Annotated in this window: 20 protein-coding genes; 11 read left to right on the forward strand and 9 right to left on the reverse strand. The window is 71.9% G+C overall.

Annotated features, from left to right (window positions below):
• Positions 1-124: 124 nt before the first annotated feature.
• Both ACT3TD_RS04920 and ACT3TD_RS04925 read left to right on the forward strand, forming a co-directional pair.
• Positions 125-1,999 (forward strand): DEAD/DEAH box helicase, encoded by a 1,875-nt coding sequence (locus ACT3TD_RS04920; protein ID WP_441579078.1) that lies wholly within the window; start codon positions 125-127, stop codon positions 1,997-1,999.
• Positions 1,999-2,592, forward strand: a complete 594-nt coding sequence (locus ACT3TD_RS04925; RefSeq protein ID WP_301444192.1) for an SWIM zinc finger family protein — start codon at positions 1,999-2,001, stop codon at positions 2,590-2,592. The genes ACT3TD_RS04920 and ACT3TD_RS04925 overlap by 1 nt, the downstream gene beginning before the upstream one ends.
• Positions 2,593-2,713: 121 nt before the next feature.
• Here the strand turns inward: ACT3TD_RS04925 and clpB are convergent, their stop codons facing one another.
• The 8 genes from clpB to ACT3TD_RS04965 all read right to left on the reverse strand — a co-directional run bounded on the left by clpB (position 2,714) and on the right by ACT3TD_RS04965 (position 14,610).
• Complete coding sequence (gene clpB / locus ACT3TD_RS04930) at positions 2,714-5,308, reverse strand: ATP-dependent chaperone ClpB (RefSeq protein ID WP_441582446.1); 2,595 nt, start codon at positions 5,306-5,308, stop codon at positions 2,714-2,716.
• A gap of 130 nt (positions 5,309-5,438) precedes the next feature.
• The gene (locus ACT3TD_RS04935) at positions 5,439-7,280 is read right to left on the reverse strand and encodes an FAD/NAD(P)-binding protein (protein ID WP_301443820.1); all 1,842 of its coding nucleotides are present in this window, start codon (positions 7,278-7,280) and stop codon (positions 5,439-5,441) included.
• Positions 7,277-8,044 carry an LLM class flavin-dependent oxidoreductase gene (locus ACT3TD_RS04940; protein WP_301443821.1) on the reverse strand — a complete coding sequence of 256 codons (768 nt, stop codon included), beginning with the start codon at positions 8,042-8,044 and terminating at the stop codon, positions 7,277-7,279. Before ACT3TD_RS04940 ends, ACT3TD_RS04935 begins: the two co-directional genes overlap by 4 nt.
• Positions 8,041-9,387, reverse strand: coding sequence for an NtaA/DmoA family FMN-dependent monooxygenase (locus ACT3TD_RS04945; protein WP_441579080.1), 1,347 nt, complete (start codon positions 9,385-9,387; stop codon positions 8,041-8,043). Before ACT3TD_RS04945 ends, ACT3TD_RS04940 begins: the two co-directional genes overlap by 4 nt.
• Positions 9,380-11,116, reverse strand: a complete 1,737-nt coding sequence (nikE, locus tag ACT3TD_RS04950; protein WP_301444135.1) for a nickel ABC transporter ATP-binding protein NikE — start codon at positions 11,114-11,116, stop codon at positions 9,380-9,382. Before nikE ends, ACT3TD_RS04945 begins: the two co-directional genes overlap by 8 nt.
• Positions 11,022-11,975, reverse strand: a complete 954-nt coding sequence (locus tag ACT3TD_RS04955; protein ID WP_441582448.1) for an ABC transporter permease — start codon at positions 11,973-11,975, stop codon at positions 11,022-11,024. The genes nikE and ACT3TD_RS04955 overlap by 95 nt, the downstream gene beginning before the upstream one ends.
• A complete protein-coding gene (locus tag ACT3TD_RS04960) occupies positions 11,972-12,967 on the reverse strand; it encodes an ABC transporter permease (RefSeq protein ID WP_301443805.1) in 996 nt (331 codons plus the stop codon). Before ACT3TD_RS04960 ends, ACT3TD_RS04955 begins: the two co-directional genes overlap by 4 nt.
• Positions 12,964-14,610 carry an ABC transporter substrate-binding protein gene (locus tag ACT3TD_RS04965; protein WP_301443806.1) on the reverse strand — a complete coding sequence of 549 codons (1,647 nt, stop codon included), beginning with the start codon at positions 14,608-14,610 and terminating at the stop codon, positions 12,964-12,966. Before ACT3TD_RS04965 ends, ACT3TD_RS04960 begins: the two co-directional genes overlap by 4 nt.
• 150 nt (positions 14,611-14,760) lie before the next feature.
• Here ACT3TD_RS04965 and ACT3TD_RS04970 point away from each other — a divergent pair, with 150 nt between their 5' ends.
• The 5 genes from ACT3TD_RS04970 (at position 14,761) to ACT3TD_RS04990 (ending at position 21,073) form a co-directional block, all read left to right on the forward strand.
• The gene (locus ACT3TD_RS04970; protein ID WP_301443807.1) at positions 14,761-15,984 is read left to right on the forward strand and encodes a hypothetical protein; all 1,224 of its coding nucleotides are present in this window, start codon (positions 14,761-14,763) and stop codon (positions 15,982-15,984) included.
• A 10-nt stretch (positions 15,985-15,994) separates the two neighbouring features.
• Positions 15,995-16,780, forward strand: coding sequence for an AraC family transcriptional regulator (locus ACT3TD_RS04975; protein WP_441579082.1), 786 nt, complete (start codon positions 15,995-15,997; stop codon positions 16,778-16,780).
• Positions 16,781-16,879: 99 nt separating this feature from the next.
• Positions 16,880-17,803, forward strand: a complete 924-nt coding sequence (locus ACT3TD_RS04980; protein ID WP_441579083.1) for an ABC transporter ATP-binding protein — start codon at positions 16,880-16,882, stop codon at positions 17,801-17,803.
• A 10-nt stretch (positions 17,804-17,813) separates the two neighbouring features.
• A complete protein-coding gene (locus ACT3TD_RS04985; RefSeq protein WP_301442164.1) occupies positions 17,814-18,956 on the forward strand; it encodes an ABC transporter substrate-binding protein in 1,143 nt (380 codons plus the stop codon).
• Positions 18,953-21,073 (forward strand): iron ABC transporter permease, encoded by a 2,121-nt coding sequence (locus ACT3TD_RS04990; RefSeq protein ID WP_441579084.1) that lies wholly within the window; start codon positions 18,953-18,955, stop codon positions 21,071-21,073. Before ACT3TD_RS04985 ends, ACT3TD_RS04990 begins: the two co-directional genes overlap by 4 nt.
• 30 nt (positions 21,074-21,103) lie before the next feature.
• Here ACT3TD_RS04990 and ACT3TD_RS04995 read toward each other — a convergent pair whose 3' ends face one another.
• Positions 21,104-22,003: a carbon-nitrogen hydrolase family protein gene (locus tag ACT3TD_RS04995; protein WP_441579085.1), complete on the reverse strand. Its 900-nt coding sequence runs from the start codon at positions 22,001-22,003 to the stop codon at positions 21,104-21,106.
• 36 nt (positions 22,004-22,039) lie between these two features.
• Between ACT3TD_RS04995 and ACT3TD_RS05000 the strand changes: the two genes are divergently transcribed.
• The 4 genes from ACT3TD_RS05000 to ACT3TD_RS05015 all read left to right on the forward strand — a co-directional run bounded on the left by ACT3TD_RS05000 (position 22,040) and on the right by ACT3TD_RS05015 (position 26,622).
• Complete coding sequence (locus ACT3TD_RS05000; protein WP_301442167.1) at positions 22,040-23,515, forward strand: SulP family inorganic anion transporter; 1,476 nt, start codon at positions 22,040-22,042, stop codon at positions 23,513-23,515.
• Between the two features lie 183 nt (positions 23,516-23,698).
• The gene (locus tag ACT3TD_RS05005) at positions 23,699-24,004 is read left to right on the forward strand and encodes a hypothetical protein (protein ID WP_301442168.1); all 306 of its coding nucleotides are present in this window, start codon (positions 23,699-23,701) and stop codon (positions 24,002-24,004) included.
• Positions 24,004-25,407: an alpha/beta hydrolase gene (locus tag ACT3TD_RS05010; RefSeq protein ID WP_301442169.1), complete on the forward strand. Its 1,404-nt coding sequence runs from the start codon at positions 24,004-24,006 to the stop codon at positions 25,405-25,407. Before ACT3TD_RS05005 ends, ACT3TD_RS05010 begins: the two co-directional genes overlap by 1 nt.
• Positions 25,408-26,622 carry an NAD(P)-binding domain-containing protein gene (locus ACT3TD_RS05015; RefSeq protein WP_301442170.1) on the forward strand — a complete coding sequence of 405 codons (1,215 nt, stop codon included), beginning with the start codon at positions 25,408-25,410 and terminating at the stop codon, positions 26,620-26,622.
• Positions 26,623-26,631: the final 9 nt, after the last annotated feature.

Here is a 26,631-nt window from a genome sequence, read left to right on the forward strand (position 1 = left end):
CCCCAGTCGTCGACGGCAGGCACCCCGCACCCCCGAAAGTGTTGTACCCAGCCGCGTCGCCATATGCGCGGCGTGCGGCGCGTCCCGTAGCCTTGCCCGGCACCCGCCCCCGCCTGCACGAAGGATGATCGTCCTGCCACGTCCCGTCTCCCGCCTCCAGGCCACGTACCTCCCCGCAGAACACGGCTTCGCCTGGTGGGGCGTCGACGACCTTCCCGCCACGATGGACGCCGCAGGGCTTCCCACCGGGCGTGCGACGACCGCGCGTCTCGTCGTGCCGGACGGCGAGAGTCTGCAGGTGGAGGACGTGGAGGTGTGCGTCACCGACCTGCTCACCACCGCGCGGTGCCTGTCCACGCTCACGCGCGTGCGCCACCTGGACGCCTCGGCGCGGGCGTGGCGCACGGCGTCCCGCAACGTCCTGCGTCCCCGTGCGGGACGCGGCACGGACGCCGCACTCGCCGAGGTCGCGGGCGTCCTGCCACCCGCCGGGCACGCGGTCCCGGACGAGGACGCCGCGGCGATCCCGTCCGCCGCCGCCCACCTCGCCCGGTTCCGCGACGACCTGGACACCGCAGGACGCCTCGACGGGCAGGTCGTCGCCGACCTGCGCCCCTACCAGGCGCAGGGCGTGGCCTGGCTGCGCGCCCGGGTGCGCGACGACGGCGGCGCGCTGCTCGCCGACGACATGGGTCTCGGCAAGACGCTGCAGGTCATCGCGCTGCTCGCGACGTCCCGCCCCGCGCACGCCCACCTGGTCGTCTGCCCGACCTCGCTGCTGGGCAACTGGGCACGCGAACTGCACCGCTTCGCGCCACAGCTGCCGGTGCTGCGCTACCACGGCAGCACCCGCGAGCTGCCCGACGACATCGCCGCCGGGACCGTGGTGCTCACCAGCTACCCGCTGGTGCGCTCCGACTCCGCGCTGCGCGCCCGGACGTGGGGCGTCGCCGTGTTCGACGAGGCCCAGCAGCTCAAGAACCCGTCCTCACAGGTCACGCGCGCCGCAGTGGCGTTGGACGCCGAGGCGCGCGTACTGATGACCGGCACGCCGGTGGAGAACGACCTCGACGAACTGTGGTCGCTGTTCTCCGTCGCGGTACCGCAGCTCCTGGGCACGCGCGCACGCTTCCGCACCCGCTTCGCCACCCCGATCCGGCAGCGGCAGTCGCGCACGGCGGCGGCGCGGCTCTCCACGACGATCGCACCGCACATGCTGCGTCGGACGAAGGACGGCGTCGCGCTCGAACTCCCGCCGCGCCTCGACACCACCGTGTACTGCGGCCTCACCGCCGCGCAGCGCGGCCTCTACCGCGACGCGGTCACCGCCGCCTTCAGCACCGGCTTCCACCACGGCGCAGGACGTAGCGGGCAGATCCTCGCGCTGCTGACCTCCCTGAAGCAGATCTGCAACCACCCCGACCAGTACCTCCACGCCCAGGGCACGCCTGCGCCGGGACGGTCGGGCAAGTTCGACCGGGTCGCCGAGATGCTCGCCGAGATCACCGCCGGCGGCGAGCGGGCCCTGGTGTTCACCCAGTACCGGGCGATGGGCGAACTGCTGTCCGACGGGCTCGCCGACCACCTCGGCTGCGCTGCCCTGCCCTTCCTCCACGGCGGGCTGTCCGCCGCCGACCGCGACGAGATGGTCCGACGCTTCCAGGAGGACGACGACGCGCCGCCCGTGCTCATCCTCAGCCTGCGCGCCGCCGGATTCGGCCTGAACCTGACCCGCGCCTCACACGTCATCCACTACGACCGGTGGTGGAACCCGGCGGTGGAGGAACAGGCCACCGCGCGGGCCCACCGCATCGGCCAGAAGTACCGGCTGAGCGTGCACACCATGGTCGTCGGCGGGACGTTCGAGGAGCACATCGAGAAGATGCACCGGGCGAAGAAGGGCCTGGCCGACGCCGTGACCGGCGACGACAGCGCCGAGCTGACCAGCATGTCCGACGAGGAACTGCGCGACGTGGTCGACCTGAAGGAGGAGTACTGATGGCCGGGGCCGAGTTCGGGGCGACGCTGTGGGGACGCGCCTGGCTACGCACCGTGGAACGCACCGACGGGACACCGCGCGCCCAGCTGCCCAAGGCCCGCAGCCTCTCCCGCAACCACAAGGTGGACCTGGTCCTGCCGGGCGCGGATGCGGCGGATGGGTCGCCTGCTGTGACTGCGGCGGTGCGCGACGGGTCCTCCACCCACACCGTGACGCTCGCCCCCTGCGGCTGGAGCGCCGCCGAGCAGGACGCTGCGGGGAACGTCCTGGCCGGCCTGCGTCCGGACCCCAGCGGCGACCTGCCGGACGACCTGATCGGCCGCTTCGGCGATGCCGGCGTCCCGGTCGTCCCCGCTGCACCGGACGAGACGGCGACCTGCACGTGCCGTGCCCGGTCGAGGCCGTGCGCGCACATTCTGGCGACGTTGTACACCCTGGTGTCGACCATCGACGAACGTCCGGTCACGGCACTGGAACTGCGCTGCCCCGACGGTGTCGGCAACGGTGGCGGGGCGGGTGCCGGTTCAGACGCCGACTGGATCGCGCTGGAGGACATCGACCCGGCGACCTTCTTCGACCCGCCGGTGCGCTGAGCCTGCTCCCTGCCCCCCCCCTGCCCCCTAACGCCAACGACGGTTCCTGTCCGGAATGACCGGCGAAGTGGAGACTTCGTCAGTCAGACCAGACAGAAACCGTCGGTTCGTCCGGGTCGGACTACGCCTCGTGCGCGACCGACTCGATGGTGAGCGCGTCGGTGGTCGGGTCGGCGACCCCGGAGGCGTCGCGCGGCAGGTCCACCTTCACGGTGTCGCCGTCGCGGACCTCGCCGGCGAGCAGCTTCTTCGCCAACGCGTCGCCGATCGCCTTCTGGATCAGGCGGCGCAGCGGCCGGGCACCGTAGGCCGGTTCGTAGCCGCGCTCGGCGAGCCATGCCTTGGCGTCCTCGGTGACCTGCAGGTCGAACCGTCGGGCGGCGAGCCGCTCGGCGAGCTGGGCGACCTGGATGTCCACGATGGAGGTCAGCTGCTCCTGCGACAGGGCATCGAAGATGACCACGTCGTCGAGCCGGTTGATGAACTCCGGCTTGAACGCCGCCTTCACCGCGTTCATCACCTGCTCGTCACTGCCACCGGCGCCCAGGTTGGAGGTCAGGATGAGGATGGTGTTGCGGAAGTCCACCGTCCTGCCCTGCCCGTCGGTCAGGCGTCCTTCGTCGAGGACCTGCAGCAGCACGTCGAAGACGTCCGGGTGTGCCTTCTCGACCTCGTCGAACAGCACCACCGTGTAGGGGCGGCGCCGTACGGCCTCGGTCAGCTGGCCACCGGCGTCGTAGCCGACGTATCCGGGGGGCGCGCCGACGAGACGGGCGACGGAGTGCTTCTCGCCGTACTCCGACATGTCGATGCGCACCATGGCGTGCTCGTCGTCGAAGAGGAACTCCGCCAGCGACTTCGCCAGCTCCGTCTTGCCGACACCGGTCGGCCCGAGGAACAGGAAGGAGCCGGTCGGACGGTCCGGGTCGGCGACGCCGGCGCGGGAGCGACGCACCGCGTCGGAGACGGCGGTGACCGCCTCGTCCTGCCCGACGACACGTCCACCGATGACCTTCTCCATGGCCAGCAGCTTCTCGGTCTCGCCCTCCAGCATCTTGCCGGCGGGCACACCGGTCCACGCGGAGACGACCTCGGCGATGGTGTCCGGGGTGACCTCCTCGGTGAGCATGCGCTGCTCCTCGGCCTGGGCGGCCTCGTACTCCGCCTCGCCGACCTGCTTCTCGAGCTCCGGGATGCGGCCGTAGCGCAGCTCGGCGACGCGGGCGTAGTCACCGTCGCGCTCGGCGATCTCGGACTCGGTGCGCAGGCCGTCGAGTTCCTCCTTCAGCTCGCGCAGCCGGTCGATGGAGCCACGCTCGTTCTCCCAGCGGGCCATGAGCCCGTTGAGCTTCTCGCGCTCGTCCTCGAGTTCGGCACGCAGCTTGACCAGGCGGTCCTTGGAGGCGTCGTCGGTCTCCTGGCTCAGGGCCATCTCCTCGATCTCGAGGCGTCGGACGATGCGCTCGGCGTCGTCGATCTCCTCGGGGCGCGAGTCGATCTCCATGCGCAGACGCGACGCGGCCTCGTCGACCAGGTCGATGGCCTTGTCCGGCAGGAACCGGCTGGTGATGTAGCGGTCCGACAGGGACGCGGCACTGACCAGCGCGGAGTCCTGGATCCGTACGCCGTGGTGGACCTCGTAGCGCTCCTTGAGCCCACGCAGGATGCCGACGGTGTCCTCCACGGTCGGCTCACCGACGTAGACCTGCTGGAAACGACGCTCCAGGGCGGCGTCCTTCTCGATGTACTTGCGGTACTCGTCGAGGGTGGTGGCGCCGACGAGGCGCAGTTCACCGCGGGCGAGCAGCGGCTTGATCATGTTGCCGGCGTCCATCGCGGACTCGCCGGTGGCACCGGCGCCGACGATGGTGTGCAGCTCGTCGATGAAGGTGACGACCTCGCCGTCGGCCTCCTTGATCTCGTCGAGGACGGCCTTGAGGCGTTCCTCGAACTCGCCGCGGTACTTCGCGCCGGCGACCATGGAGCCCAGGTCGAGGCTGATCAGCTTCTTTCCGCGCAGGGACTCGGGCACGTCGCCGGCGACAATGCGCCGGGCGAGGCCCTCGACGATGGCGGTCTTGCCCACACCGGGTTCGCCGATGAGCACGGGGTTGTTCTTCGTACGCCGCGACAGCACCTGGACGACACGGCGGATCTCCTGGTCACGTCCGATGACCGGGTCGATCTTGCCTTCGCGGGCACGGGCGGTCAGGTCGGTGGAGTACTTCTCCAGCGCCTGGAACTGGCCTTCGGGCTCCTCGGTGGTGACCTTGCGGTTGCCGCGGACGGACTCGAAGGCGCCACGGATGGCGTCGAACGTGCCGCCGCGGTCGTGCAGGGCCTTGGCCGCCTCGGAATCGCCCTTGGCGATGCCGGCGAGCAGCACCTCGGTGGAGACGTAGGTGTCGCCGAGTTCCTCGGCGAGTTCCTGTGCGGCGGTCAGGGAGTTGAGGGCGTCCCGGTTGAAGTTGGGGTTGGCCATCCCGGAGCCGGACGCCTGCGGGTAGCCGGCGACGAGGTCGCGGGCGTCGCGCAGGACGTCGTCGGCGTCGACGCCGGCGGCCTGCAGGACGGGGCGGGCGATGGAGTCCTCCTGGTCGAGGATCGCCACGAGGAGGTGCGCCGGACGGATGTCCGGGTTACCGTTGGCGCTGGCCGACTGCAGTGCAGCCTGCATGGCCTCCTGGGTTCGGGTGGTGGGGGTGAATCCGCTCATCGTCAGTCTCCTTCTCTGCGTGTGCGTGCCGGTGTCTACTTTAGCGCGTTCGTGTCAACTTTCGCTTACGGTAGTTCCAACGTCGGAAACCTTGAGTCTGTTCCACTCAACCTAGAGTTCTCACTATGATCTAGATCACATTGTTGAGCAGACGGGTCCCCTCCAGCGACCTGGCCACAGACCGCGCCACCGACCTGTTCGCGGCGAAGACCCGGGCGTCCGTGCCGGGCCTGGCGAAACCCTCCCGCACCGGGGAGGACGTCGCCGGACCGACGAGGAAGAGGTCGTCCCGCACCTGCCCGTCCCGTCCGACCGCCCGACCCTCCGCGTCGACGAGGAACACCTCCGCACCGGCCTCGCCGGTGTCCCCGTGGCCCGTGGCCACCTCGCCGGACGCCAGGAGCCCACGCAGGAGTCCGTCCGACACCTGCGAGGCCGTGACGTCCGCCAGGCGTGCGTCGAGGAGACGGGTGGCCTCCACCGCCTCACCGGGGAGCGACGGACTGGTGGCACGGAAACCTCCACCGCGGTGCCCGGGCAGCTCCACCACCCGGGCGTCGGCGCCGAGGAAACGCACGAGACCGGCGCGGTGCAGGGCCAGGAGGTTGCCGAGCCGCTCCGGCGGCGGCCCGGAGCACACGTAGGAGAACGAGGCGCAGACCTGCCGGACGAACGCCTCGTCCTGCGCGGAAAGACGTGCCCCGTCTGCGGCGCGCAGTAGCCCCCGCAGCACCGGGAGCACCCCCACCAGCGTGGCGTACAGCGCGGCGTCCTGCGGGTGGCGTCCCCCCGTGGCGCGGTGAAGGTTGGTCAGGGTGTTGCCGACCACCGCATCCTCGAGGGCCTCCCGGTCGGCGAACACGCGTCCGGCGAGCGGGCGGTCCAACCGGTCGGGCCGTAGCCGGTCGGCCGGGTCGGGGACGGCGTGCCCGAGTGACGCGGAGACCGTTCGTGCCGTGACACCGGCAGTGCCCGCTGCCCAGGCGTCGGTGAGTTCGTGGACGCCTCCGGCATCCACCGCACACCTGCCGCGGTCGCCCAGGTCGGCCAGTGCCGTGTAGTGGGCGGCGGTGACCTCCGCAGACAGCAGCGTGCGCACCGCACCGTCGGCGAGCGCACCGTCCGGCGTCCGTGGCAGGCGTGCCACCGCGTCGGTGGTGAGGTAGCGGGGACTGCGCGGCGTCACACCCCCGGCGATCTTCGACCGGTACGGCACACCACGGCGGGACCCGACCCACAGCACCGGCTCCTCCCCGGAGGGCCGGTAGGTGGGCACCGGGCCGCCGTCGCGACGGTCGAACCGGCCACTGCGCCCTTCACTGAGCAGCATCATCAGGTCGATGAACGCCAGACCGAAACCACGCACCAGGACGTCCGCACCCGCCGGAACCCCGGTGAGGTCCTGGTCGGCGGTGTAGCCCGGCGGTGTGTAGCCCTGCGGTGTGTGGCCCTGCGGTGTGTGGCCTTGACCGGGAACCGCACCGGACCGGACGTCCAGATGCCCCTGGGCCAGGACGACGACGTCGGCGCGCAGCACCGTCCCGTCCTGCAGGGTGACCTGCCGGCCCGCGCCGGGACCGGGTACCGACACCTGCACCGCACGCGTGCGCCAGGTGCACACGGTGACGCACTCCGGCAACGCGTCGACCGCACGGGCGAAGGCGTCGCGCAGGTAGGACGCCACCTCCCGGCGCGGCAGGAACGCCCCCGGCGACCCGGACCAGTCGGCGAGCGTGGGGCCGGTCCCGTCCGGGTGCACGGTGATCTCGTCGGCGGTGTTGTTCATCCAGAGTTGACCGGGCTGGTCCGCCCGCCAGATCCGTCCGGCACCGCAGGGGTACGGGTCGACGACGTGCACGGTCAGCCGTCGGGAGCCGTCGAGTTCACCGGCCAGGGCCTGCAGCACCCCGGTGGCGCGCGGCCCCGCTCCGACCAGTACGACGGAGTCGACCGGGGGTCCGAGGTCCCTCACCGTGTTGCCCGGGAGTACCGGGAGGCCGCGGCGAGGACGTCGGCGGTGTCGGCGAGCCGCAGGACCTCGCCGGTGCCACCGTCGCCGGTGACGAACCGGTCACCGACGATCAGGACGCCGGACGCCTCCCCCGCCACCTCCCCGGCCGCCGTCACCGACGCCGGCTCGGCGACCGTCACCACCGTGGGCAGTTCGCCCTGTGGCGGGCGGGGCACGATCGACGGGCCCTTCACCGTGAACACCTCCCCCACCGAGTCCGTGACCTCGACGTCGACGTAGTGGACCTTGTCACGGTCGATGAAACGCGCGGTCGCCGCGTCACGGATCTCGGCGTCCGGTTCCCAGGACGTCCACAATCTGCGCACGGCGGAGACGATGTCCCCGAACTCACGCCACACACCGTCGGGCGAGGCGGGACGCCGGCCCACCAGCGCGGCGGACGTGGTGTCGGTCTGCACCGTCGGCGACCAGCCGGCGCGTCCCCTGCTGACGTGGTCGAGCGTGGCGGTGGACGTGGCGACGTGGAAGGGTTCGGTGTGGGTCAGCGGCACCTCCGGCACGATCCTCAGGTCCGTGGTCTGCCCGGCCAGCCAGGCGGCGACGGTGACCGCGTTCTGCCCGGAGGAGAAGTCGTCCTCGAGCAGCAGGATGTCGGTGGGACCTGCACCGTCTGCACCGCCTGCACCGTCGAGCGCGAGCGCCAGCGCGCGCAGCGCCGGGAGGTCGAGGGCGGCCTGCGGGGCCACCCGGATCACCACGGTCATGCCGGCACCTCCGCGTACTGGTGGTCGTAGGCGGGCAGGCCGAGGTTGCCGCGCAGGGTGTTGTCCGGGAACGTGTCCGGGTAGGACTCCCGGTACACGCCACGGTCCTGGAGTTCAGGGACCACACGGTCCACCACCCCGTCCAACCCGCCCGGCGAGAGGTGCGGAACCAGGATGAAGCCGTCCGCCGCTCGTGCCTGGGTCAGCTCGTCGAACTGCTCGGCGACCTGGTGTGGCGTCCCCACCAGCGTGCCGCCACGTCCGGACACCTCGGTGACGAGGTCGCGGATCGACAGGTCGCGCTCCCGTGCCAGCTCGCGCCACCGGTCGGCGACCGCGCGGGGGTCCTTGTCGTGGCGCACCCGACCGCGGGTGATGTCGGCGTTGCCGGTGTCGGGGTCCTGCTCCGGCAGGGGCCCGTCCGGGTCGAGGTGGGTGAGGTCGGTGCCCCAGACCTGTTCGAGGAAGGCGATCGCACCGGGCCCGGTGACCTGGCGACGCCGGACGTCCTCGTGGAGCTCCTGCGCCTCGGCGGCGGTGTCACCGAGGATGACGGAGATCCCGGGGTAGATCTTCAGGTCCCCGGCATCGCGTCCGACGGCGGCGAGACGCCGGTCGATGTCCTTCCGGAACTCCCGTCCCGCCTCTGCCTCGGAGTGTCGGGAGAAGATCACCTCCGCGTTGCGTGCGGCGAAGTCCCGCCCTTCAGGGGAGTCGCCCGCCTGGAAGATGACCGGGCTGACCTGGGGCGTCGTGGGCACCGGGAAGTGCCCGCGGACGTCGAAGAACTCCGAGGTGTGCGCGAAGGAGCCGTCGGCGCCGTGGTCGTGGGAGTGCCAGAGCGTCCTGGCCAGGGCGAGGAAGTCCTCGGCCCGACGGTAGCGGTCGGCGCCGTCGAGGAAGCCGCCGCGCCGGAAGTTCGCCCCGGTGAAGGCGTTGTGGGTGGTCACCAGGTTCCACGCCGCCCGTCCCCCGGACACCCGGTCCAGGGTGGCCAGTGTGCGGGCCAGGTCATAGGGCTCGTTGAAGGTGGAGGAGAAGGTCCCGGTCAACCCGATGTGCCCGGTGACCGCGGCGAGCCCGGCGAGCACCGTGGCGGTCTCGGGGCGTCCAACCACGTCCTGGTCGAAGATCCTGCCCTTGTGCTCCCGCAGCCTGAGTCCCTCGGCGAGGAAGAGGAAGTCGAAGAGGCCGCGTTCGGCGCTGCGGGCGAAGTGCTCGAAACTGTCGAAGTCGATGTGGGAGCCGGACTCGGGGTCGGACCAGACGGAGTGGTTGTTGACGCCCGGGAAGTGGGCGGCCAGGTGAACCTGGCGTTTCGTGGTGTTCGTGCTGTCAGACATGGTGGGGCTCCTTCCGGGGGATGCTGGGGGCCGCCGCGAGCAGCGCCCGGGTGACCTCGTCGGTCGGGTCGTCGAAGACCTGCGCCGTGGTTCCGTACTCGACCACCCGACCCGCCGCCATGACGGCGACCTCGTCGGCGATGGAGCGGACGACGGCGAGGTCGTGGCTGATGAACAGGTAGGTCAACCCCAGTTCGTCGCGCAGGTCCACCAGCAGGTCCAGGATGCGGGCCTGCACGGAGACGTCGAGGGCGGAGACCGGTTCGTCGAGGACGAGGAGTTCGGGGTCGACCGCCAGACCGCGGGCGAGGGCGACGCGTTGGCGCTGTCCACCGGACAGTTCGGACGGACGCCGGTCCACGGTGTCCCGTGGCAGGGCGACGAGGTCCAGCAGCTCCGCGACCCGCCGTCGACGCCAGGCGCGGTCGCCGATGCCGAATCCGTCGAGGGGCTCGGCGACGGACCGTCCGACGGTGAACCTGGGGTCGAGCGCCCCGGTGGGGTCCTGGTGGATCAGCCGTGCGCGTCGCGACAGGGCGACGGCGTCCCCGCCTTTCCGACCCCGGCTCCCCCTGCCGTCGAGCCTGCGGCCGAGCACCTCCGCGGCGCCGCCGTCGAACGGCTCGAGCCCGAGCAGGATCCGCGCGGTCGTTGACTTGCCCGACCCGGATTCACCGACGATACCCAGCGTGCTGCCGGAACGGACCGTGAGGTCGACGGCGTCGACCGCCGGGGCGGCTCCGGGGACGAACACCCTGGTAAGACCACTCGCCCTGATCACCGCCGGGGCGTCCGGACGTCGCAGCGGCGCCTCGGGGCGGGCCTCGGGTCGGGCCTCGGGGACGGCGGCGACGAGCTCCCGGGTGTAGGCGTGCCGCGGGGAGCTCAGCACGGTGGCCGTCTCCCCCTCCTCGACCACGCGGCCGTCCTTGAGGACCACGACGCGGTCCGCCCGGCCGTGGGCCACACCCAGGTCGTGGGTGATCAGCAGCAGGGCGGCGCCGGAATCCCGTACGCGGGCCTCCAGCAGGTCGAGGACCTTCTTCTGGACGGTGACGTCGAGGGCGGAGGTGGGTTCGTCGGCGACGACGAGCGCCGGGTCGCCGATCAGCGCCAGGGCGATGAGTACGCGTTGGCGTTGTCCACCGGAGAGCTGGTGCGGGTGGCGGCGCGCGTGCACCGCCGCGTCCAGGCCGACGTCGCGCAGGGCTTCGGCGGTCCGACGGACCGCGTCCCTGCGTCCCCCGCCGTGCAGGCGGAACGCCTCGGCGAGTTGGCTGCCGACCGTGCGCACGGGGTTGAGCCCCTCGCCGGCGTCCTGCGGGACGTAGCCGACGTGCGAACGGTGGAGCCTGTTCCACGCCGCCGGCCCTGCGGTGGAGACGTCGCGACCCAGGATGCGGTGGTGTGAGATCGTCACGGCGAGTCCGTCGGGACCGCCGGGGCCGTCCTGTGCCAGGCCCGCCGCAACGCGCGCGGTGGTGGACTTGCCGGACCCGGACTCGCCGATGAGGGCCACCGTCTCCCCCACCCCGACGGCCAGGTCGACGTCCGCGACGGCCGGGGAGTACCCGGCACGGGTGCGGTAGGTGGCGGTCAGGCCCGCCAGGTCGAGGGCCGGTGGCCGGGCCGTCTCAGGCGGGACGTGCCGGTTCTGATTCTGTTTGCTTGTCTCCGCCGGTCGGACGGACTCTTCGGGGTGTGCTTCGGGATGTAGTACGACGGTCATGGTGACCTCCTTGTGGTGGGGACGCCGCGCGGCGTGTCACCGCGTTGGCGAGGATGTTGACGGAGAGGACGGCGGCCGCGACGACGAGCCCCGGGAGCGTCGTCAGCCACCAGGCGCTGGAGAGGTAGCTGCGTCCGTCGGCGACGAGCAGCCCCCACTCCGGTGCCGGTGGTGGTGCTCCCAGCCCGAGGAAGCTCAGTGCCGCCACGGCGAGCAGGGCGGAACCGAACTGGAGGATCGCCAGGCCCGCCAGGGGACCCAGGGCGTGCGGTGCCACGTGCCGGGAGAGGATCCGGGCGGACCCCACACCGTTGAGGCGGGCGGCCTCGACGAAGGCGCTCGTCCGCCACCGCAGCACCTCGCCGCGGGCGACGCGGGCGAACGTCGGCAGCGCCGCGACACCGACGGCCACGGCAACCTTTCCGGGGCCGAAGCCGAGCCCGGCGACCACCGCGATCGACAACAGCAGCCCGGGGACCGACTGCAGGACGTCGGTGCCGCGGGACAGGACGGTGTCGACGGCACCACCGGCGTATCCGGCGACCGCCCCCACCAGGCTTCCTGCGACGGCGCCGACCGCCACGGCGAGGGCTGCGGTGCCCAGCGAGCCGCGTGCGCCGTGGACGACCCGCCCCCACACGTCACGACCCAGGTGGTCGGTGCCGAAGGGGTGTTCGGTCCCCGGCGCCTGCAGCCGGTCGAGCGGCTGCCCGGTCAACGGGTCGGCGGAGGTGAACAGGCCCGGCACGAGGACCCAGGCGATCAGCACCAGGACGACCCCGGAAGCCGCCACAGAGGCCACCACAGGAGCCACCGCGGTGGCCGGGCGGGCGCGGGGGAGGTGTGCGGGGGCGGTCATGCGGTTGCCTTTCCGGTGGTCACGGCGGACGGGCGGGGTGCCCGGGCACCTGCGGTGCGTGGTTGGGCCGTCCTGGCGTCCACCAGCGGTCGCAGGAGGTCGGCGGCGACGACCACGGCCACGAAGACGGCCGAGGAGAACAGCACCACGCCCAGCACGACCGGGACGTCCTGCGAGGTCACCGCGGTGGTGAGCAGGCGCCCGACGCCGTTGCGGGTGAACACGGTCTCCACGACGACCGCGCCGCCGAGCAGTTCCCCGGTGAGCACGCCGGCGACGGAGAGCACCGGGCCCAGGGACGCCCGCAGGGCGTGTGTGACGGTCAGCCGCCACCGGGGGAACCCGGCGGCGCGGAAGGTGCCGATGAACTGTGAACGCCAGGTGGCGGTCAGGCTGCGCAGCAGGACCTGCGCCACGGTGGCGGCCACCGGGACCGCGAGGGTCAGTGCCGGCAGGACGGCACCGGTGACGCCGCCACCGCCGAGGGCCGGTACCCAGCCCAGGCGGAAGGAGAAGACCTGCAGCAGCAACAGGCCCACCCAGAACGTCGGCAGCGAGATCCCCAGTACTGGCAGGGCGGCGAGCAGCCCGGCCACCCGGGGCCGCCGGGTGTACACCGCCCCGACGGCGGTGAGGACCCCGACGCCGACCCCGATGACCAGGGCCGTGAGGGCGAGCAGGACGGTGCCGGGGACCGTCTGCGCCAGCTGCGTGGTCACGGCCTCACCGGTGAGGTAGGACGTCCCGAGGTCGCCGGTGAGCACGCCGCCGAGCGAGCGCAGGTACTGCGACGGCAGGGACCCGTCGAGCCCGTAGGCCGCGCGTAGTTCGGCGACCTGCTCCGGGGTGGCCTCGACCTGACCGGTTCCGCTGAGCATCGTGGTCACCGGGTCACCCGGCAGGACGTAGAGCAGCAGGAACGTCAGGGTGTACGCGGCCCACACCACGAGGGTGCCGTGGATGGTCCGGCGGACGATCTCACGGGCGTTCACGTCGGGTCCCCCTCGGTGACGGCGGTGCTCAACCAGGTGTCGTGGAGCTGCAGCCGACTGGACCCCTCGTACCGGAATCCGTGCACCTCAGGGGCGGTGGCGGAGATGCCGGAAAGCTCCGTGAGGGGGATCACGTGGCCTTGTTCGACGAGTTCGGTGGTGGTGTCGGCGACGATGTCGGCGCGTTCCCGGGGGTCCAGGGTGGTGAGGCTGCTCTCCAGCAGGTCGTCGGCGCGACCTGGTCCGCGGTTGTTGACGTTGCGGCCGGACGCGTCGAAGACGGTGCGCAGCACGTCCGGGTCCGACCTGGTCAGGTTGTAGAAGTCGATGTCGTTGGTGTCGGACTCCTGGTCGGCGGCGCTCTCGCTCATCGTCTGCCTGCGCAGCTGCAGGTCCACGCCGACGGCCCGGAGCTGCTGCTGCACGACCTCGAGGAACGGCGCGGTCTGCCAGTAGCCCACGGGGATCTCCAGGGCTTCGCCGTCGCGGGTGCGTGTCGAGGTGTCGTCGTCGCGCGTCCAGCCGGCCTCGTCGAGCAACGTCGACGCGGCCTCGGGGTCGTAGGTGAGCAGGTCGGACTGGTCGGTGTAGCCCGGGGTGGTGCTCGCCAGCACGGAGGTCGCCGGGTTCTGCCGTGAGGAGAGCACGGCGGTGAGTTCCTCACGGTTGATCGCCTTGTTCACCGCCTGCCGCACACGCACGTCCTGGAACGGTCCTGTCGACCAGTTGGGGAAGAAGGAGTAGTTCACCCCGGGGTTGGGCCGTTCGACCAGAGGGTAGCCGGACTGCTCCAGCAGCTCCTCGTCCTGGGGTTGTACGGCGGTGTCCACGTCGATCTGCCCGGAGGCGAGGCTGCCGTTTCGCACCCCCGCCTCCGGCACCACGGTGAACTCGATCCCGTCGAGGTAGGCGGGCCCGGCGTGGTCGGCCAGGGAGGACGGCCAGTCGTAGTCGTCGTTGCGTTCCAGGGTGGCGTTGGCGGAGGCGTTGAAGTCCGTGAGGGAGAAGGGACCGGTGCCGACCAGGTCCCCGGTGCACCGTTGTTCCGGTGTCTTCCCGAAGGTCGCCGGGGAGTAGAAACCCAGGGTCATCGTGGAGCTGGCCTGCAGGAACTGTGCGTTCGGTCGTGCGAAGCGCACGGTGACGGTGTGCGGGTCCGGGGTGTCGACCCCCTCGAGTCCGGCGAGGTAGGTCGACCCGAGGGAGGACTTCGCGCCGAGGTCCACGATCTGCCTGAAGTTCTCCTTGACCGAGGCGGAGGTGAAGGCGGTGCCGTCCTGGAACGTCACCCCGTCGCGGAGGTGGAAGGTGAATTCGGTGGAGTCGTCGTTGATGTCCCAGGAGGTGGCGAGCCAGGGGACGATCTCCCCGGTCTCGGGGTCCTGGTCGGTCAACGAGTCCGTGATCTGCCGGGACACGTTCAGGGCCGTGTTGTTGCCGACCTGTTGGCCGTCCGCGCACTTGATGTCGGTGTCGAAGGCCGCCCGGAGCGTCCCGCCGCTGATCGGTGGACCGTCGTAGTCGTCTCCGTGGTCGGCGCCTGCCTGGCCACAGGCCACGAGGGCCCCGTTGACGAGGACGGACGACAGGAGCACCGCGCCGGTGATGAGGAGGGGCCTTCGTGTAGACCGAGCTGTCTGCATGACGGGTCACGCTAGCGGGCGGAGACGGGCCGGGGAAACACCTCGATTCCCGACGAATGGAAATAACCCGACCCCCTGAACCCCACGGGTCTCAACGGGACTCGACGAGACCCGACATTCCGGGCAGTGGAACATGCCACAATGGTCCCCATGACAGAGGAGAGCCACGGCACCACCGCCACCACCGGCCCCGCCGACCTCGGCAGTGCGGTCGACACCGCCCGCGGACGCCTCGACGACGGCGCGGACGGTACCGCCAGCATTGTCGCGCGCACCCGCGCCCACTTCGCCCGCCTCGCCGACCCCCTCTCCCCCACCGCCGTACCGTCCCACCCGGCAGGAGCAGACGGTACAGCCGGCACGCCCGTACCACCACCGGCCGTAGACCCGGCGATGCTGCGCCGCGCAGCACTCTACGCCGCCGACGGACTCGTCGGCGACAGTGCGGAGTTCACCGAGGAGTGCACCTTCCACCTCGCCACGCTGGGCCGTGACCTGCGCAAGTACGGGGTGACGACCGCCCACTACGGGGCCGCCGCGGAGGCCGCCGGCCGGGCGGTGTGCGAGGCCTTCGACGTGCCCTACCCGGGCGCGGACCTGACCTACCGTCGCGCCGAGGAGCTCGGCATCCCCGACGGACTGACCGAGCTCCTGCAGGCCGTGGACAACGCGGTGCGCATCGTCGCGCTCGGGGCGGTGGAGGACGACGAGGCCGGCGTGCCCGCCAGCATCACCGCCGAGGTCCTGGAGGTCGTGCCGCGCACCCCGCAGGTCACGGTGGTGCGACTGCAGGCGTCGTCGCCGCAGACCGGCTGGCCGGGGCAGAGCCTGGAGGTCCGCACCCCGTCCGACCCGGACGTCTGGCACCAGTTCGCCTCCACGCTGCCGCCGAACGACGCCGGCTACCTGGAGTTCCACTGCCCCGGGCTCACCGCGCACGTCGGCGAGACCTGGGTCGTCGCCAACCCGGCCGGCGGGCTGGGCGTGCCCACCGGGCAGGACGCCCCGGACGCCGTGGCCATGGTCGCCCTCGGCGCCGGCCTCGCCGCGCTGCGCGCCCTCGTACTGGACGTCTCGGCGATGGACGACTCACCGCCGGTGCACCTGTTCTGGGGCGTGGATCACTCCCGCGACCTGCACGGCCTGACCGACCTTCGCGGTCTGGCGCAGGGCTTCCCGTGGTTGACGTTCACTCCGCTGGTCGCCGACGAGGGCGACCCCGGCGCCGCCGCGGCGGCCGCCGACGACCCGGTCACCCACCGTCCCGGCACCCTCGTGCTGGTCTCCGGGGAGGACGTCGCGGGCGTCCGCGACGCGGTCGGCGTCCTCACGCGTGCCGGCGTGGACGCCGAGCAGATCATCGCGGAACCGTGAGCGGCGAACCGTGAGCGCCGGGACGTCCTCCATCGTCACGGCCGGGGCGACGAACCCGCCGACGAGCTGGCCGGCGCACAGCCACGACTCCCACGAGCTGGTGTGGGCGCGCCGTGGGGCGATGATCACCCGCGCACACGACCGCATCTTCGCCGTGCCCGAGGGCCGCGGCATCTGGTTGCCCGCCGGCACCGAGCACTCCGGCGAGGTCACCTCGGGCGTCACCCTCTACGGCACCCTGTTCGCGCCCGACCGCACGCCCGGCGACTTCACCGCGCCCGCCCAGGTCACGGTGGTGGTGATGACCCCGGTGCTGGAGTTGCTGCTGACGTACCTCGGCCAGGACACGCTGAGCGACGCCGCACGTGGCCGCGCCGAAGCCGTCGTCTTCGACGTCCTGCACCCCACCGACACCCCGCTGGACCTGCCGGTCCCCGACGACCCGCGTATCGCCCCGGTGGTGCGCGCGCTGCTGGAGAACCCCGGCGACCACTCCGGACTGGACGTGTGGGCCAGGCGCCTGGGCACCAGCGAACGCACCGTGACCCGGGCCTTCCGCGAGTCCACCGGCCTGCCGTTCGGACGCTGGCGCATGACGCTGCGTATCCAGCGCGCCCTGACCCTGCTCGGCGACGGGACGCCGGTGCAGGACGTGGCGGTACAGCCCGGCTACGCGCAGACCAGCACCTTCATCGACACCTTCCGCCGCACGATGGGCACCACGCCCGGCACGCACCTCCCCGCGAGCACGTCCGGCGCGTCCGGCATGTCCGAAAACCAGGATCGAATGTCCTGAAAACGAGATTGCGGACACGGGTTACGTTCCCCTACGCTTCTTGAGGTTAGGCTAAAGAAGCCACCGGAACCCCACCTCCCGAAGGACCCCAGCACCCCCATGTCCCCTGCCACTGAAGACGGCCCTGAGACAGGCACAGAGACAGGCCCCGAGACAGGCACTGACGACGCCCGGACCCTGGCAGGCGACGACCTCACCCTCGGCTACGGCCGCTCCACGGTGGTCCACGGGGTCTCGGTCACCCTCGAGCCCGGCACGGTCACCGCGCTCGTCGGCCCGAACGGTTCCGGCAAGTCCACGCTGCTGCGCTCCCTGGCACGCCTGCACCCGGTCGATCAGGGCAGCGTCCGGCTCGGCGACGGTGAGACCGCCCGCGACGTCCACCTGCTCAGCCCCCGCGAGTTCGCCACCCGCGTCACCCTCTTCTCCCAGTCGCGTCCCACCCCGGACGGGCTGAGCGTGCGCGAGGTCGTCAGCTTCGGACGCCACCCGCACCGGCGTCGCTTCGCCGGGCTCGGCGCCGAGGACGTCGCCGCCGTCGACCACGCCCTGCAGGTCACGGGCATGGCCGACAAGGCCGACCGCAGCGCCGGCGAACTCTCCGGCGGCGAGGTCCAGCGCGCCTGGCTGGCCGCCTGCCTCGCCCAGGACACCGGCGTGGTCCTGCTCGACGAGCCCACCAACCACCTCGACCTGCGCTTCCAGACCGAGATCCTCGACCTCGTCCGCGACCTCGCGGACGGGGCCGACGGCACCGGCGGCACTAGCGGCGACCAGCCCGTCACCATCGGCGTCGTCCTGCACGACCTCGACCACGCCCTGCGCGTCGCCGACCGGCTCGTCCTGCTCGCCGGCGGCCGCGTGCTGGCCACCGGGCCACCGCAGGACGTCCTGACCGCCGACAACATCGCCGCCGCCTACGACATCCCCGTCGACGTCGGTGTGGACCCCCGCACCGGCCGCCTGCGCATCGACCCCATCGGACGACACGCCGACCGCGGACGCGTCCGCACCACCCCCTGAAAGGACCACCATGCACCTCCCGAGAAGCCGCCGCTTCCCCGCCCGATTCCCGGCCCGATTCCCGGCGACAGCCACCGCGCTCACCGCCGCCGTCGCCACCGCGACGCTCACCCTCGCCGCCTGCGGCACCACCGACACAGGCTCGTCCGACGGTGACTCCGAGGCACCGACCTCCAACGCCGAGGGCTGCGACGCCGACGTCGAGACCAGCACCGACCCGGTGTCGATGACCGACGGCCTGGGCCGCACCGTGGAACTCGACAAGCCCGCCAGCCGCGTCGCCGTGCTGGAGTGGCAGGAGATCGAGGACGCGATCAGCCTCTGCGTCGACCCCGTCGCCGTGGCGTCCCCCGACGACTACGGCACCTACGTCAGCGCCGAGGCCCTGCCGGACGACGTCGTCAACGCCGGTGAGCGCGGTGAACCCGACCTCGACGCCATCTACGGCGCCGACCCCGACCTCATCATCGTCGAGGCCTACAGCGAGGACGACGCCGTGCTCACCCAGCTCGAGGACCGCGACGTGCCCGTCCTGGCCGTCACCGGCGCGGACGCCGAGGACCAGATCGGCACCGTGAAGAACACCCTGTCCATGATCGGTGAGGCCACCGGGCGTTCCGCGCGTGCCGAGGAGGTCAACCAGGAGTTCGACGACCACCTCGCCGCCGCCCGCGAGGAGCTGGCCGACACCGTGGCCACCCTCGAGGACCGCGACCAGACCGACTTCCTCTACTTCGACGGCTGGGTCGAGAGCGGCAACCTCACCATCCGCCCCTACACCAGCGGCGCGCTGATGACGCAGCTCGGCGAGGAGCTCGGCATGACCTCGGCCTGGACCGACGACGTCAACGAGTCCTACGGTGACGGCGGCGTCGACCCGGCGTACGGCCTGGCCCAGACCGACATCGAGGGCCTCACCGCCGTCGGCGACGCCAACCTGTTCTACACCGGCTCCCAGGGCGGCGCGGACGACTACGTCGCCGCCATGACGTCCAACCCGATCTGGAACAACCTCTCCGCCGTGGAGGAGGACCACACCTACGAGTTCCCCAACGACCTGTGGGCCGCCGGCGGACCGCGCTCCTGCATCCAGCTGATCGACGCCTTCGTCGAGGCCGTCAAGGCCGTCGAGGCTGCCTCCGACGCAGAGTGACACGGCAGGTGACCCGCGGCAGGACGCACGCCGCACCGCTCGTCGCGCCACTGGCGCTCATCGTCGCGCTCGTCGTGGCGATCACCGTCGTCGGACTGTGGCACCTCACCCAGGGCACCTCCGGACTGGGCATGCGTGAGCTGGTGCTCTACGCCGTCGGCCACCCGGACGCCCCGCAGAGCGTCAACGGTGTGCCGGTGGACAGCGTGCTGTCGGGTTCGCGGGTGCCACGCCTGCTCGCCGGGATCACCGTCGGATTCGCCCTGGGTGTCGCCGGCATCCTGCTGCAGTCGGTGACCCGCAACCAGCTGGCCTCCCCCGACACCCTCGCGGTCACCGCCGGCTCCTACGTGGCACTGACCGCGGTGGCGGCGTTCGGTCTCACCGTGCCGTTCTGGGCGTCCGGCCTGGTCGCCTTCTGCGGTGGCCTGGCCAGCGCGGCCCTGGTGCTCAGCCTCACCGGCGCCGGCTCCGGACGCGGCGGGGCCACCGGCACCACGAAACTCATCCTCGCCGGCTCGGCGATCGCCATGGCGCTCGACGCGGTCACCGGCATGCTGCTGATCCTGTTCAAGCAGAACACCACCGGCCTGTTCGCCTGGGGTTCCGGCTCCCTGTCACAGCTCAGCGTGGACGCCTCCGCCCGCGCCGTCCCGGTCATCGTGGCGGTGCTGCTCGCCGCCGTGCTGCTGTCGCGGCGTCTGGACGTCCTGTCCCTCGGCGACGACGACACCGCCACCACCCTCGGTGTGCCGGTGCGCGCCACGCGCACCATCGCCGTGGTGCTCGCCGTCCTGCTCACCGCCCTGTCCGTGACCGTCGCCGGGCCGCTGGGCTTCATCGGGCTCGGCGCGCCCGTGCTCGCCCGCCTGCTGTCGACGAAGGTGCCCGGACTGCGCCGCCATGCCGTGCTCATCCCGGTGACCGGGCTGGTCGGCGCCCTGATCGTCCTGCTCGCCGACGCACTGCTGCGCGCCGTGCTCGGCGCCGAACAGGCCGCGTCCATCCCCACCGGCATCCCCACCGCCCTGCTCGGCGCGGTGGTGATCGTGGTGCTGGCGATGCGCATGCGTGACCAGGGCGTGGTGCGCGCCGCGCGCGCCAACGCCGGTGCCCGCGGCGGGACGTCCACCCCCGCCCAGGCACGACGACGCTTCCTCGTCGTCCTGGTCGCCGCCGTGGTCCTGCTCGTCGCCGCGGTGGTCTACGGACTGCTCGCCGGCAGCCTGTGGCTGCGCCTCGGTGACATCGCCCTGTGGCTGCGCGACGCCGCCCCCGGACTCGTCGGCGGTGCCCTGGACACCCGCGCCCCGCGCGTGACCGCCGCAGTGCTGGCCGGTGCCGCCCTCGGCGTGGCGGGCACCGTGGTGCAGGGCACCGTGCGCAACCCGCTGGCCGAACCCGGGCTGCTCGGCATCACCGCCGGCGCGGGCCTGGGCGCGGTCATCGCCACCACCATGCTGCCCGGCTCCGGACGCACCGTGCTGGTGGCCCTCGCCGTGACCACCGGCCTGGCGACGTTCGCCCTGGTCGCTGCCCTGTCGTGGCGTGGTGGCCTGCTGCCCGACCGTTTCGTGCTCATCGGCATCGGCTGCGGCTACGGGATCTCCTCGGTGACCACCTTCCTGCTGCTGCGCGCCAACCCCTACGACACCCCGCGCATCTTCACCTGGCTGTCCGGCACCACCTACGGCAGGACGTTCCCCGACGTGGTGCCCGTCGCCGTGGTGCTGCTGCTCACCCTGCCGGTGCTGCTGGCCATGCGCCGGCAGATCGACCTGATGTCCGTCGACGAGGACACCCCGCGCATCCTCGGCGTGCCCGTGGAACGCACCCGCCTGGGCCTGCTGACCCTGGCCGCCGTGCTCGCCGCGGTGAGCGTGGTGGCCGTCGGTGTCGTCGGCTTCGTGGGCCTGGTCGCCCCGCACCTGGCCCGCTCCCTGGTGGGAGGACGCCACGGGCGCGTCCTGCCGGTGGCGATGGTGCTCGGCGCGGCGATGGTCTGCCTCGCCGACGGGTTGGGCCGCTCCGTGATCGCGCCGGCCCAGATCCCCGCCGGCCTGATGATCGCCCTCGTCGGCGCGCCGTACTTCGTGTGGCTGCTGCGCCGCACGTGAGGAAGGGCGGGGCGCCGCCGGTGCCGCCCGCTACTCGCCGGCGGCACCGGCCTTCCCGATCTCGCGGTCCTGCCGGTGCCCCTTGAGCACGGGCAGGCCCTTGCGGACCTTCTCCACGTGGTTCGGGTCGATGTCGACCATGAGGATCTGGGCGACGTAGCCGGTCTCCGCCAGGCGCGCCCCGCCCGGGCTGACGATCACGGAGTGGCCGATGCCCGTCGGCCCGTCGTTCTGCCCGTAACGGTCCGGGGAACCGGGACGCGCCTGACCGGCGGCGACCACGTAGCTGGTGGTGTCCAGCGCGCGGGCGGCGGTGAGCGTGCGCCACTGGTCGAGCTTGCCCGGCCCGTCCGTCCACGCCGTGGGCACCACCATCACCGAGGCGCCGGCCTCCGCCAGGGCGTAGAAGTGCCCGGGGAAGCGGATGTCGTAGCAGGTAGCCAGGCCGATGGTCACGCCGTTGACGTCGTAGGTGACCCGGCGGGTGCCGGGCTTGACGGTGTCGGACTCCCGGTAGCCGAAGGCGTCGAAGGTGTGGATCTTGTGGTAGTGCTCGGTTCCCCCGGGACCGGTGATGAGCAGGGTGTTGTGCACGCGGCGGAACTTGTTCGCCTCACCGGAGCCCTCCACCGGGTCGGTCTGCAACTCACCGGACGGCAGGCGGTACACGGTGTCGGCCGGGGTGAACATGCCGACCACGGCGGTGGTCCCGGCGTCCTTCGCGGCCTTCTCCACGGCGCGGGCGAACGGGCCGTCCAGCGGTTGGGCGATGATGTCGAGGCGTCCCGCGTCGAAGGGGAACATCGCAGCCTCAGGGAAGACCACCAGGTCAGCACCATTCTCGGCGGACCCGGCGATATAGGATCTGATTTTCTCGAGGTTCTTGTCGACGTCCGGCACGGAGTTCATCTGGATGACGGCGATGCGCATGCTGCCAAGGGTACGTCACCGACCTAGGATTGTCGGGTGAGCTCCTCTCCCGCCGAACGTTCCCCGGCCAGCGTCCTGGGCGCGCTGCGCAGCCCGAAACTGCTCACCGTCGAGGTCCTCGGCGGGTTGGTGACCGCGTTCGCCCTGATCCCGGAGTCGTTGAGTTTCGCCATCGTGGCGGGCCTGGACCCGATGATGGGCCTCTACGCGGCCTTCACCATGGCGTGCGTGACCGCGGTGCTGGGCGGACGCCCGGGCATGGTGTCCGGCGCGGCGGGTTCGATCGCCCTGGTCGTCTTCCCCGTCGCCCGCGACCACGGGGTGGAGTACCTGCTGGCCACGGTGATCCTCGGCGGTGTACTGCAGATGGTCATGGGTGCGCTCGGGGTGGCGAAGCTGATGCGGTTCATCCCGCGGTCGGTGATGGTGGGTTTCGTGGACGCGCTGGCGATCCTGATCTTCTCCGCGCAACTGCAGCACCTCTTCGACGTGCCGTGGCTGGTCTACCCGCTCACGGCCGTGGGCCTGCTGGTGATTATCGGCTTCCCACGGTTGACCTCGAAGTTCCCCGCGCCGTTGGCGTCGATCCTGCTGATCACGCTGGCGGTGGTGGTCTTCGGCTGGGACGTGCCGACGGTGGGTGACCAGGGCGAACTGCCGTCGTCGTTCCCCGGCTTCGGGGTGCCGGACGTGCCGTTGTCGATGGGGACGCTGGGGATCATCGCCCCGTACGCGGTGGCGTTGGCGCTGGTGGGGCTGCTGGAGTCGTTGTTGACGGCGAAGCTGGTCGACGACCTCACGGACACCCACTCCGACAAGACCCGCGAGTCACTGGGCCAGGGTGTGGCGAACGTGGTCACCGGTTTCTTCGGCGGCATGGGCGGTTGCGCGATGATCGGCCAGACGATGATCAACGTGAAGCAGGCCGGTGCGCGCACCCGGGTGAGTTCCTTCCTGGCCGGGGCGTTTCTGATCGTGTTGTCGGTGTCGCTGTCGGACGTGGTGGGGCGCATCCCGATGGCGGCGTTGGTGGCGGTGATGCTGGTGGTGGCGTTCACCACCTTCGACTGGAACAGTGTGCGCACTCTACGGGTGATGCCGGTCTCCGAGACGGTGGTGCTGCTGGTCACGGTGGTGTCCACGGTGCTGACGGACAACCTGGCCGTCGGGGTGATTCTGGGTGTGCTCACCGCGATGGTGGCCTTCGCCCGGCGCGTGGCGCACCTGACGCGCGTCGAGCGGGTCGGGGACACCGGTGCCGGCCGCTACCGGGTGACGGGCCAGCTGTTCTTCGCCTCGTCGAATGACCTGGTGTACCAGTTCGACTACGCCGGCGACCCGGCACAGGTCACGGTGGACTTCACCGACGCCACGGTGTGGGACTCCTCCACGGTGGCCGCGCTGCAGGGCGTGCGTGAGCAGTACGAACGCCGCGGCAAGTCGGTGACGTTCACGGGATTGGACGCCACGAGCCGCGCCTACGTGGAGCGGTTGGAGGGCCGTCTCGGCTGAGCGTGCCCCGGGTCGGTCGCCGAAGGTTTATCCACAGCCCTGCGGGGTCGGAGGTGAAACCTGACGAAAGTTGTCCACAGCTTTCCCGCCCCTGGGGACCACGCTTCCCCACGACCACCGCCGCGTCGTACTCTCCTGGGACCGCAGGCAGCACCGCACCAGCGCATCAGCCCAGGAGGCACCATGACCGTGTTCGGCATCGACCTGTCCCAGGTCAGAACCACCTCACAGGCGTTGGACGCCGAGGCGTCCGCGGTGGCCGGCGCCGCGCGCGCCGTCGCCGGCTCGCTGCCCGCGGCGTCCTGCCTGCCCGGGGGCCGGACGTTCGCCGCCCTGGCGGCGGGCACCACGCGGGTCGCCGAGGCCGTCGACGGGGAGTCGGTGGTGGTGGACGTCATCGCCACCGACCTGCTGACCTTCGCCGGGGTGGTCGGCACCGCCGAGCAGGACGCCGCGAGGTCCCTCTCCGGTACGGCGGGAGCGCGCTGATGGACATGCAGGAGTTGGCCGACGCCCCGCTGGAGCAGGCGGCCGCCACCGCCCGGCAGTGGGCCACGGCGTCCGGGCAGATGCGCGAGGCAGCTGGCGCGGTGCGCGGGCACGGCCGGTTGCCGGGCTGGTCGGGTGGTGCGGCCGAGGCGATGGGCCACCGTATCGACAGTTGCGCCAACCGGGTCCTGGCGTCCTGCATCGCCGCGCACTGGGTGGGGGTCGTGCTGGGCCACCACGCCACCCTGCTCGCCGCGGCGCGCAATCAGGCCGCGCCCGTGCTGGGGATGGCGCGAACCTTCCGGATGCGCGTTTCGGCGGACGGCACAGTAACCCCGCCGGCGCCCTTACCTCCGCTACTCACTCTGGCCGCGGCGTGGTCGATGGTCCTGCACGCCTGCCGGATGCTCACCGACGCCCTGGACACCGCGACCGCCGCCGTCGTCGAGGCGGCGAGCGCAGTGGGTCAGGCCCCGACAGTCACGGCGGTGGACCGTACGGCGCTGGACGCCGCGACGGTGGCCGAACTCGTCGACCCGGCCGCCGCGCAGGCCGCCGCCGCGGCGGTGACCATGCCCTCCGGCCTGGCCGTCCCGCTGGACGCCGCCACCGAGGACTCCCTGCGTCAGGCGGTCGGCGCCGCGCGCCGGGAGCTGGCCTTACGCGGCCTGGACCCGGACGCCGTCGGGGTCACGGTGCAGGAACTCGACGGGCAGCCGGTGGTCGTCGTCGGCGACCTGCACACCGCACCGAAGGTCACCACGCTGGTCAGCGGCGTCGGATCGTCCGGCGACGGGGCACTGCCGGGTTCCGCGGGGAACGCCGGACGCATCGGCGGCACAGGCCACGCCGTCGTCGCCTGGCACGGCTACCGGGCGCCGGCGGACCTGGGGCAGGGACTGAACCCGTCCTACGCCGGGGTCGGTGCACCAGCACTGCGTGGGGCGCAGTCGGCGCTGCGCGAACGCTCCGCCGACGGTGCCGAGCTGCAGGTCGTGGCGCACAGCTACGGCACCACCCTGCTCGGCGCGGCGGCACGCGACCCGTCCACCCCACTGGATGCCGACACCATCCACCTGCTCGGCAGCCCCGGCACCGGGGTCCGCGACACCGGGGAGCTGCACGTCGACGCCCTGGACGGGCACGCCGAGGTCCACGCCTGGCGCGCGCCGGGAGACCTGATCGGGGCGACGACGGGCGCCAACGGCGGGGTGCACGGCCGCGACCCGACGTCCGCGGGGTTCGGGGCGGACACCGTCAACGGTGCACCGGCGGGGCAGCAGGACGGGTGGGCCGGACGTATCCTGGGCCGCATGACCGACGGTTACCTGTGGACGCAGGGCGAGTGGGACTCGCACAGCAGCTACCTCGCCGACGACCTCGTGCTGGAGCAGGTCCGGTAGATGGGCGCGGACGCGGGACCACCGGTGGAGAGCTACGAGGTGGTCGTCCTCGGTGCGGGGCAGGCCGGGCTCGCCGCCGCCCACGCCCTGGTCCGCAAGGGCTACACCCCCGGCGGGGACCTGCTCGTGCTCGACGGCAACGACGGGCCCGGCGGTGCGTGGCGTCACCGGTGGGACTCGTTGACGTTGGGCCGCGCCCACGGTATCGCCGACCTGCCGGGCATGCCGATGCCACGACCGGACGAGGGTGTGCCGGCGTCCTCCCTGGTCGCCGACTACTACGGCAACTACGAGGAGGCCTTCGACCTGAGGGTGCGGCGCCCGGCGCGGGTCATCCGTGTCGAGGACGAGGAGGGCGGTGAGGGTGGTGAAAGTGGCCCGCTGACCTTGACCGTGGTGCTGGACGGGCGGTGCACCCGCATCACCACCCGCCTGCTCATCAACGCCACCGGCACGTGGACTCACCCCTACATCCCCTACGTCCCCGGCATCGAGCGTTTCGCCGGACGGCAGCTGCACACCGCGGACTACCATCGTCGCGAGGACTTCGCCGGCGAGAAGGTGCTGGTCGTCGGCGGTGGGCTCAGTGCGGTGCAGTTCCTGCTGGAACTCGCGCCGGGATCCGGTAGCGCCGGCAGTGCGCTGTCGACGGTGTGGGCCACGCGCCGTCCGCCGAACTTCGTGGACTACACCTTCGACAACTCGAAGGCCTCCTGGGGCCGGGACGTGGAACGTCACGTGCGCGAGGACACCGAGCACGGGCGGCGTCCGGCCTCGGTGGTGGCCAACACCGGTATCCCGGCGTTGCCCGAGTACCTGGCGGGTGTGGCAGACGGGACGCTGGTCTCCCGCGGCATGTTCACCCGCATCAACGAGCACTCGGTGACCTTCGGTGGTGCTGGTGGCGCAGACGGTGGCGGCAGTGAAGGCACGGCCGGCCTGGTCCAGCCGGACAGTTGGAGTCCCTTCCCCGACGGGCACGAGGAGGCGGTGGACGTGATCTTCTGGAACACCGGTTTCCGCCCGGCGTTGACCCATCTCGCCCCACTGCACCTGCGCGAACCCGGCGGTGGGATCACCGTGACCAACGAGGTGGAGGTGGTGCGCGACGACCGGGTGCTGCTCGCCGGCTACGGGTCGACGGCCTCGACGGTAGGCGCGAACCGTGCCGGGCGTCTCGCCGGGCAGGTCGCCGCGCGGCGCCTGGCGGGGTAGGCGCCGACC

It is taken from the genome of Corynebacterium sp. AOP36-E1-14, from assembly GCF_052377495.1.
Classification (GTDB): domain Bacteria; phylum Actinomycetota; class Actinomycetes; order Mycobacteriales; family Mycobacteriaceae; genus Corynebacterium.

Bases quoted from the DNA above. Each gene is read 5' to 3' on its own strand.
- ACT3TD_RS04920 (WP_441579078.1), top strand. From the start codon at position 125: ATGATCGTCCTGCCACGTCCCGTCTCCCGCCTCCAGGCCACGTACCTC.
- ACT3TD_RS04925 (WP_301444192.1), top strand. From the start codon at position 1,999: ATGGCCGGGGCCGAGTTCGGGGCGACGCTGTGGGGACGCGCCTGGCTA.
- clpB (WP_441582446.1), bottom strand. From the start codon at position 5,308: ATGAGCGGATTCACCCCCACCACCCGAACCCAGGAGGCCATGCAGGCT.
- ACT3TD_RS04940 (WP_301443821.1), bottom strand. From the start codon at position 8,044: ATGACCGTGGTGATCCGGGTGGCCCCGCAGGCCGCCCTCGACCTCCCG.
- ACT3TD_RS04945 (WP_441579080.1), bottom strand. From the start codon at position 9,387: ATGTCTGACAGCACGAACACCACGAAACGCCAGGTTCACCTGGCCGCC.
- nikE (WP_301444135.1), bottom strand. From the start codon at position 11,116: ATGACCGTCGTACTACATCCCGAAGCACACCCCGAAGAGTCCGTCCGA.
- ACT3TD_RS04955 (WP_441582448.1), bottom strand. From the start codon at position 11,975: ATGACCGCCCCCGCACACCTCCCCCGCGCCCGCCCGGCCACCGCGGTG.
- ACT3TD_RS04965 (WP_301443806.1), bottom strand. From the start codon at position 14,610: ATGCAGACAGCTCGGTCTACACGAAGGCCCCTCCTCATCACCGGCGCG.
- ACT3TD_RS04970 (WP_301443807.1), top strand. From the start codon at position 14,761: ATGACAGAGGAGAGCCACGGCACCACCGCCACCACCGGCCCCGCCGAC.
- ACT3TD_RS04980 (WP_441579083.1), top strand. From the start codon at position 16,880: ATGTCCCCTGCCACTGAAGACGGCCCTGAGACAGGCACAGAGACAGGC.
- ACT3TD_RS04985 (WP_301442164.1), top strand. From the start codon at position 17,814: ATGCACCTCCCGAGAAGCCGCCGCTTCCCCGCCCGATTCCCGGCCCGA.
- ACT3TD_RS04995 (WP_441579085.1), bottom strand. From the start codon at position 22,003: ATGCGCATCGCCGTCATCCAGATGAACTCCGTGCCGGACGTCGACAAG.
- ACT3TD_RS05005 (WP_301442168.1), top strand. From the start codon at position 23,699: ATGACCGTGTTCGGCATCGACCTGTCCCAGGTCAGAACCACCTCACAG.
- ACT3TD_RS05010 (WP_301442169.1), top strand. From the start codon at position 24,004: ATGGACATGCAGGAGTTGGCCGACGCCCCGCTGGAGCAGGCGGCCGCC.
- ACT3TD_RS05015 (WP_301442170.1), top strand. From the start codon at position 25,408: ATGGGCGCGGACGCGGGACCACCGGTGGAGAGCTACGAGGTGGTCGTC.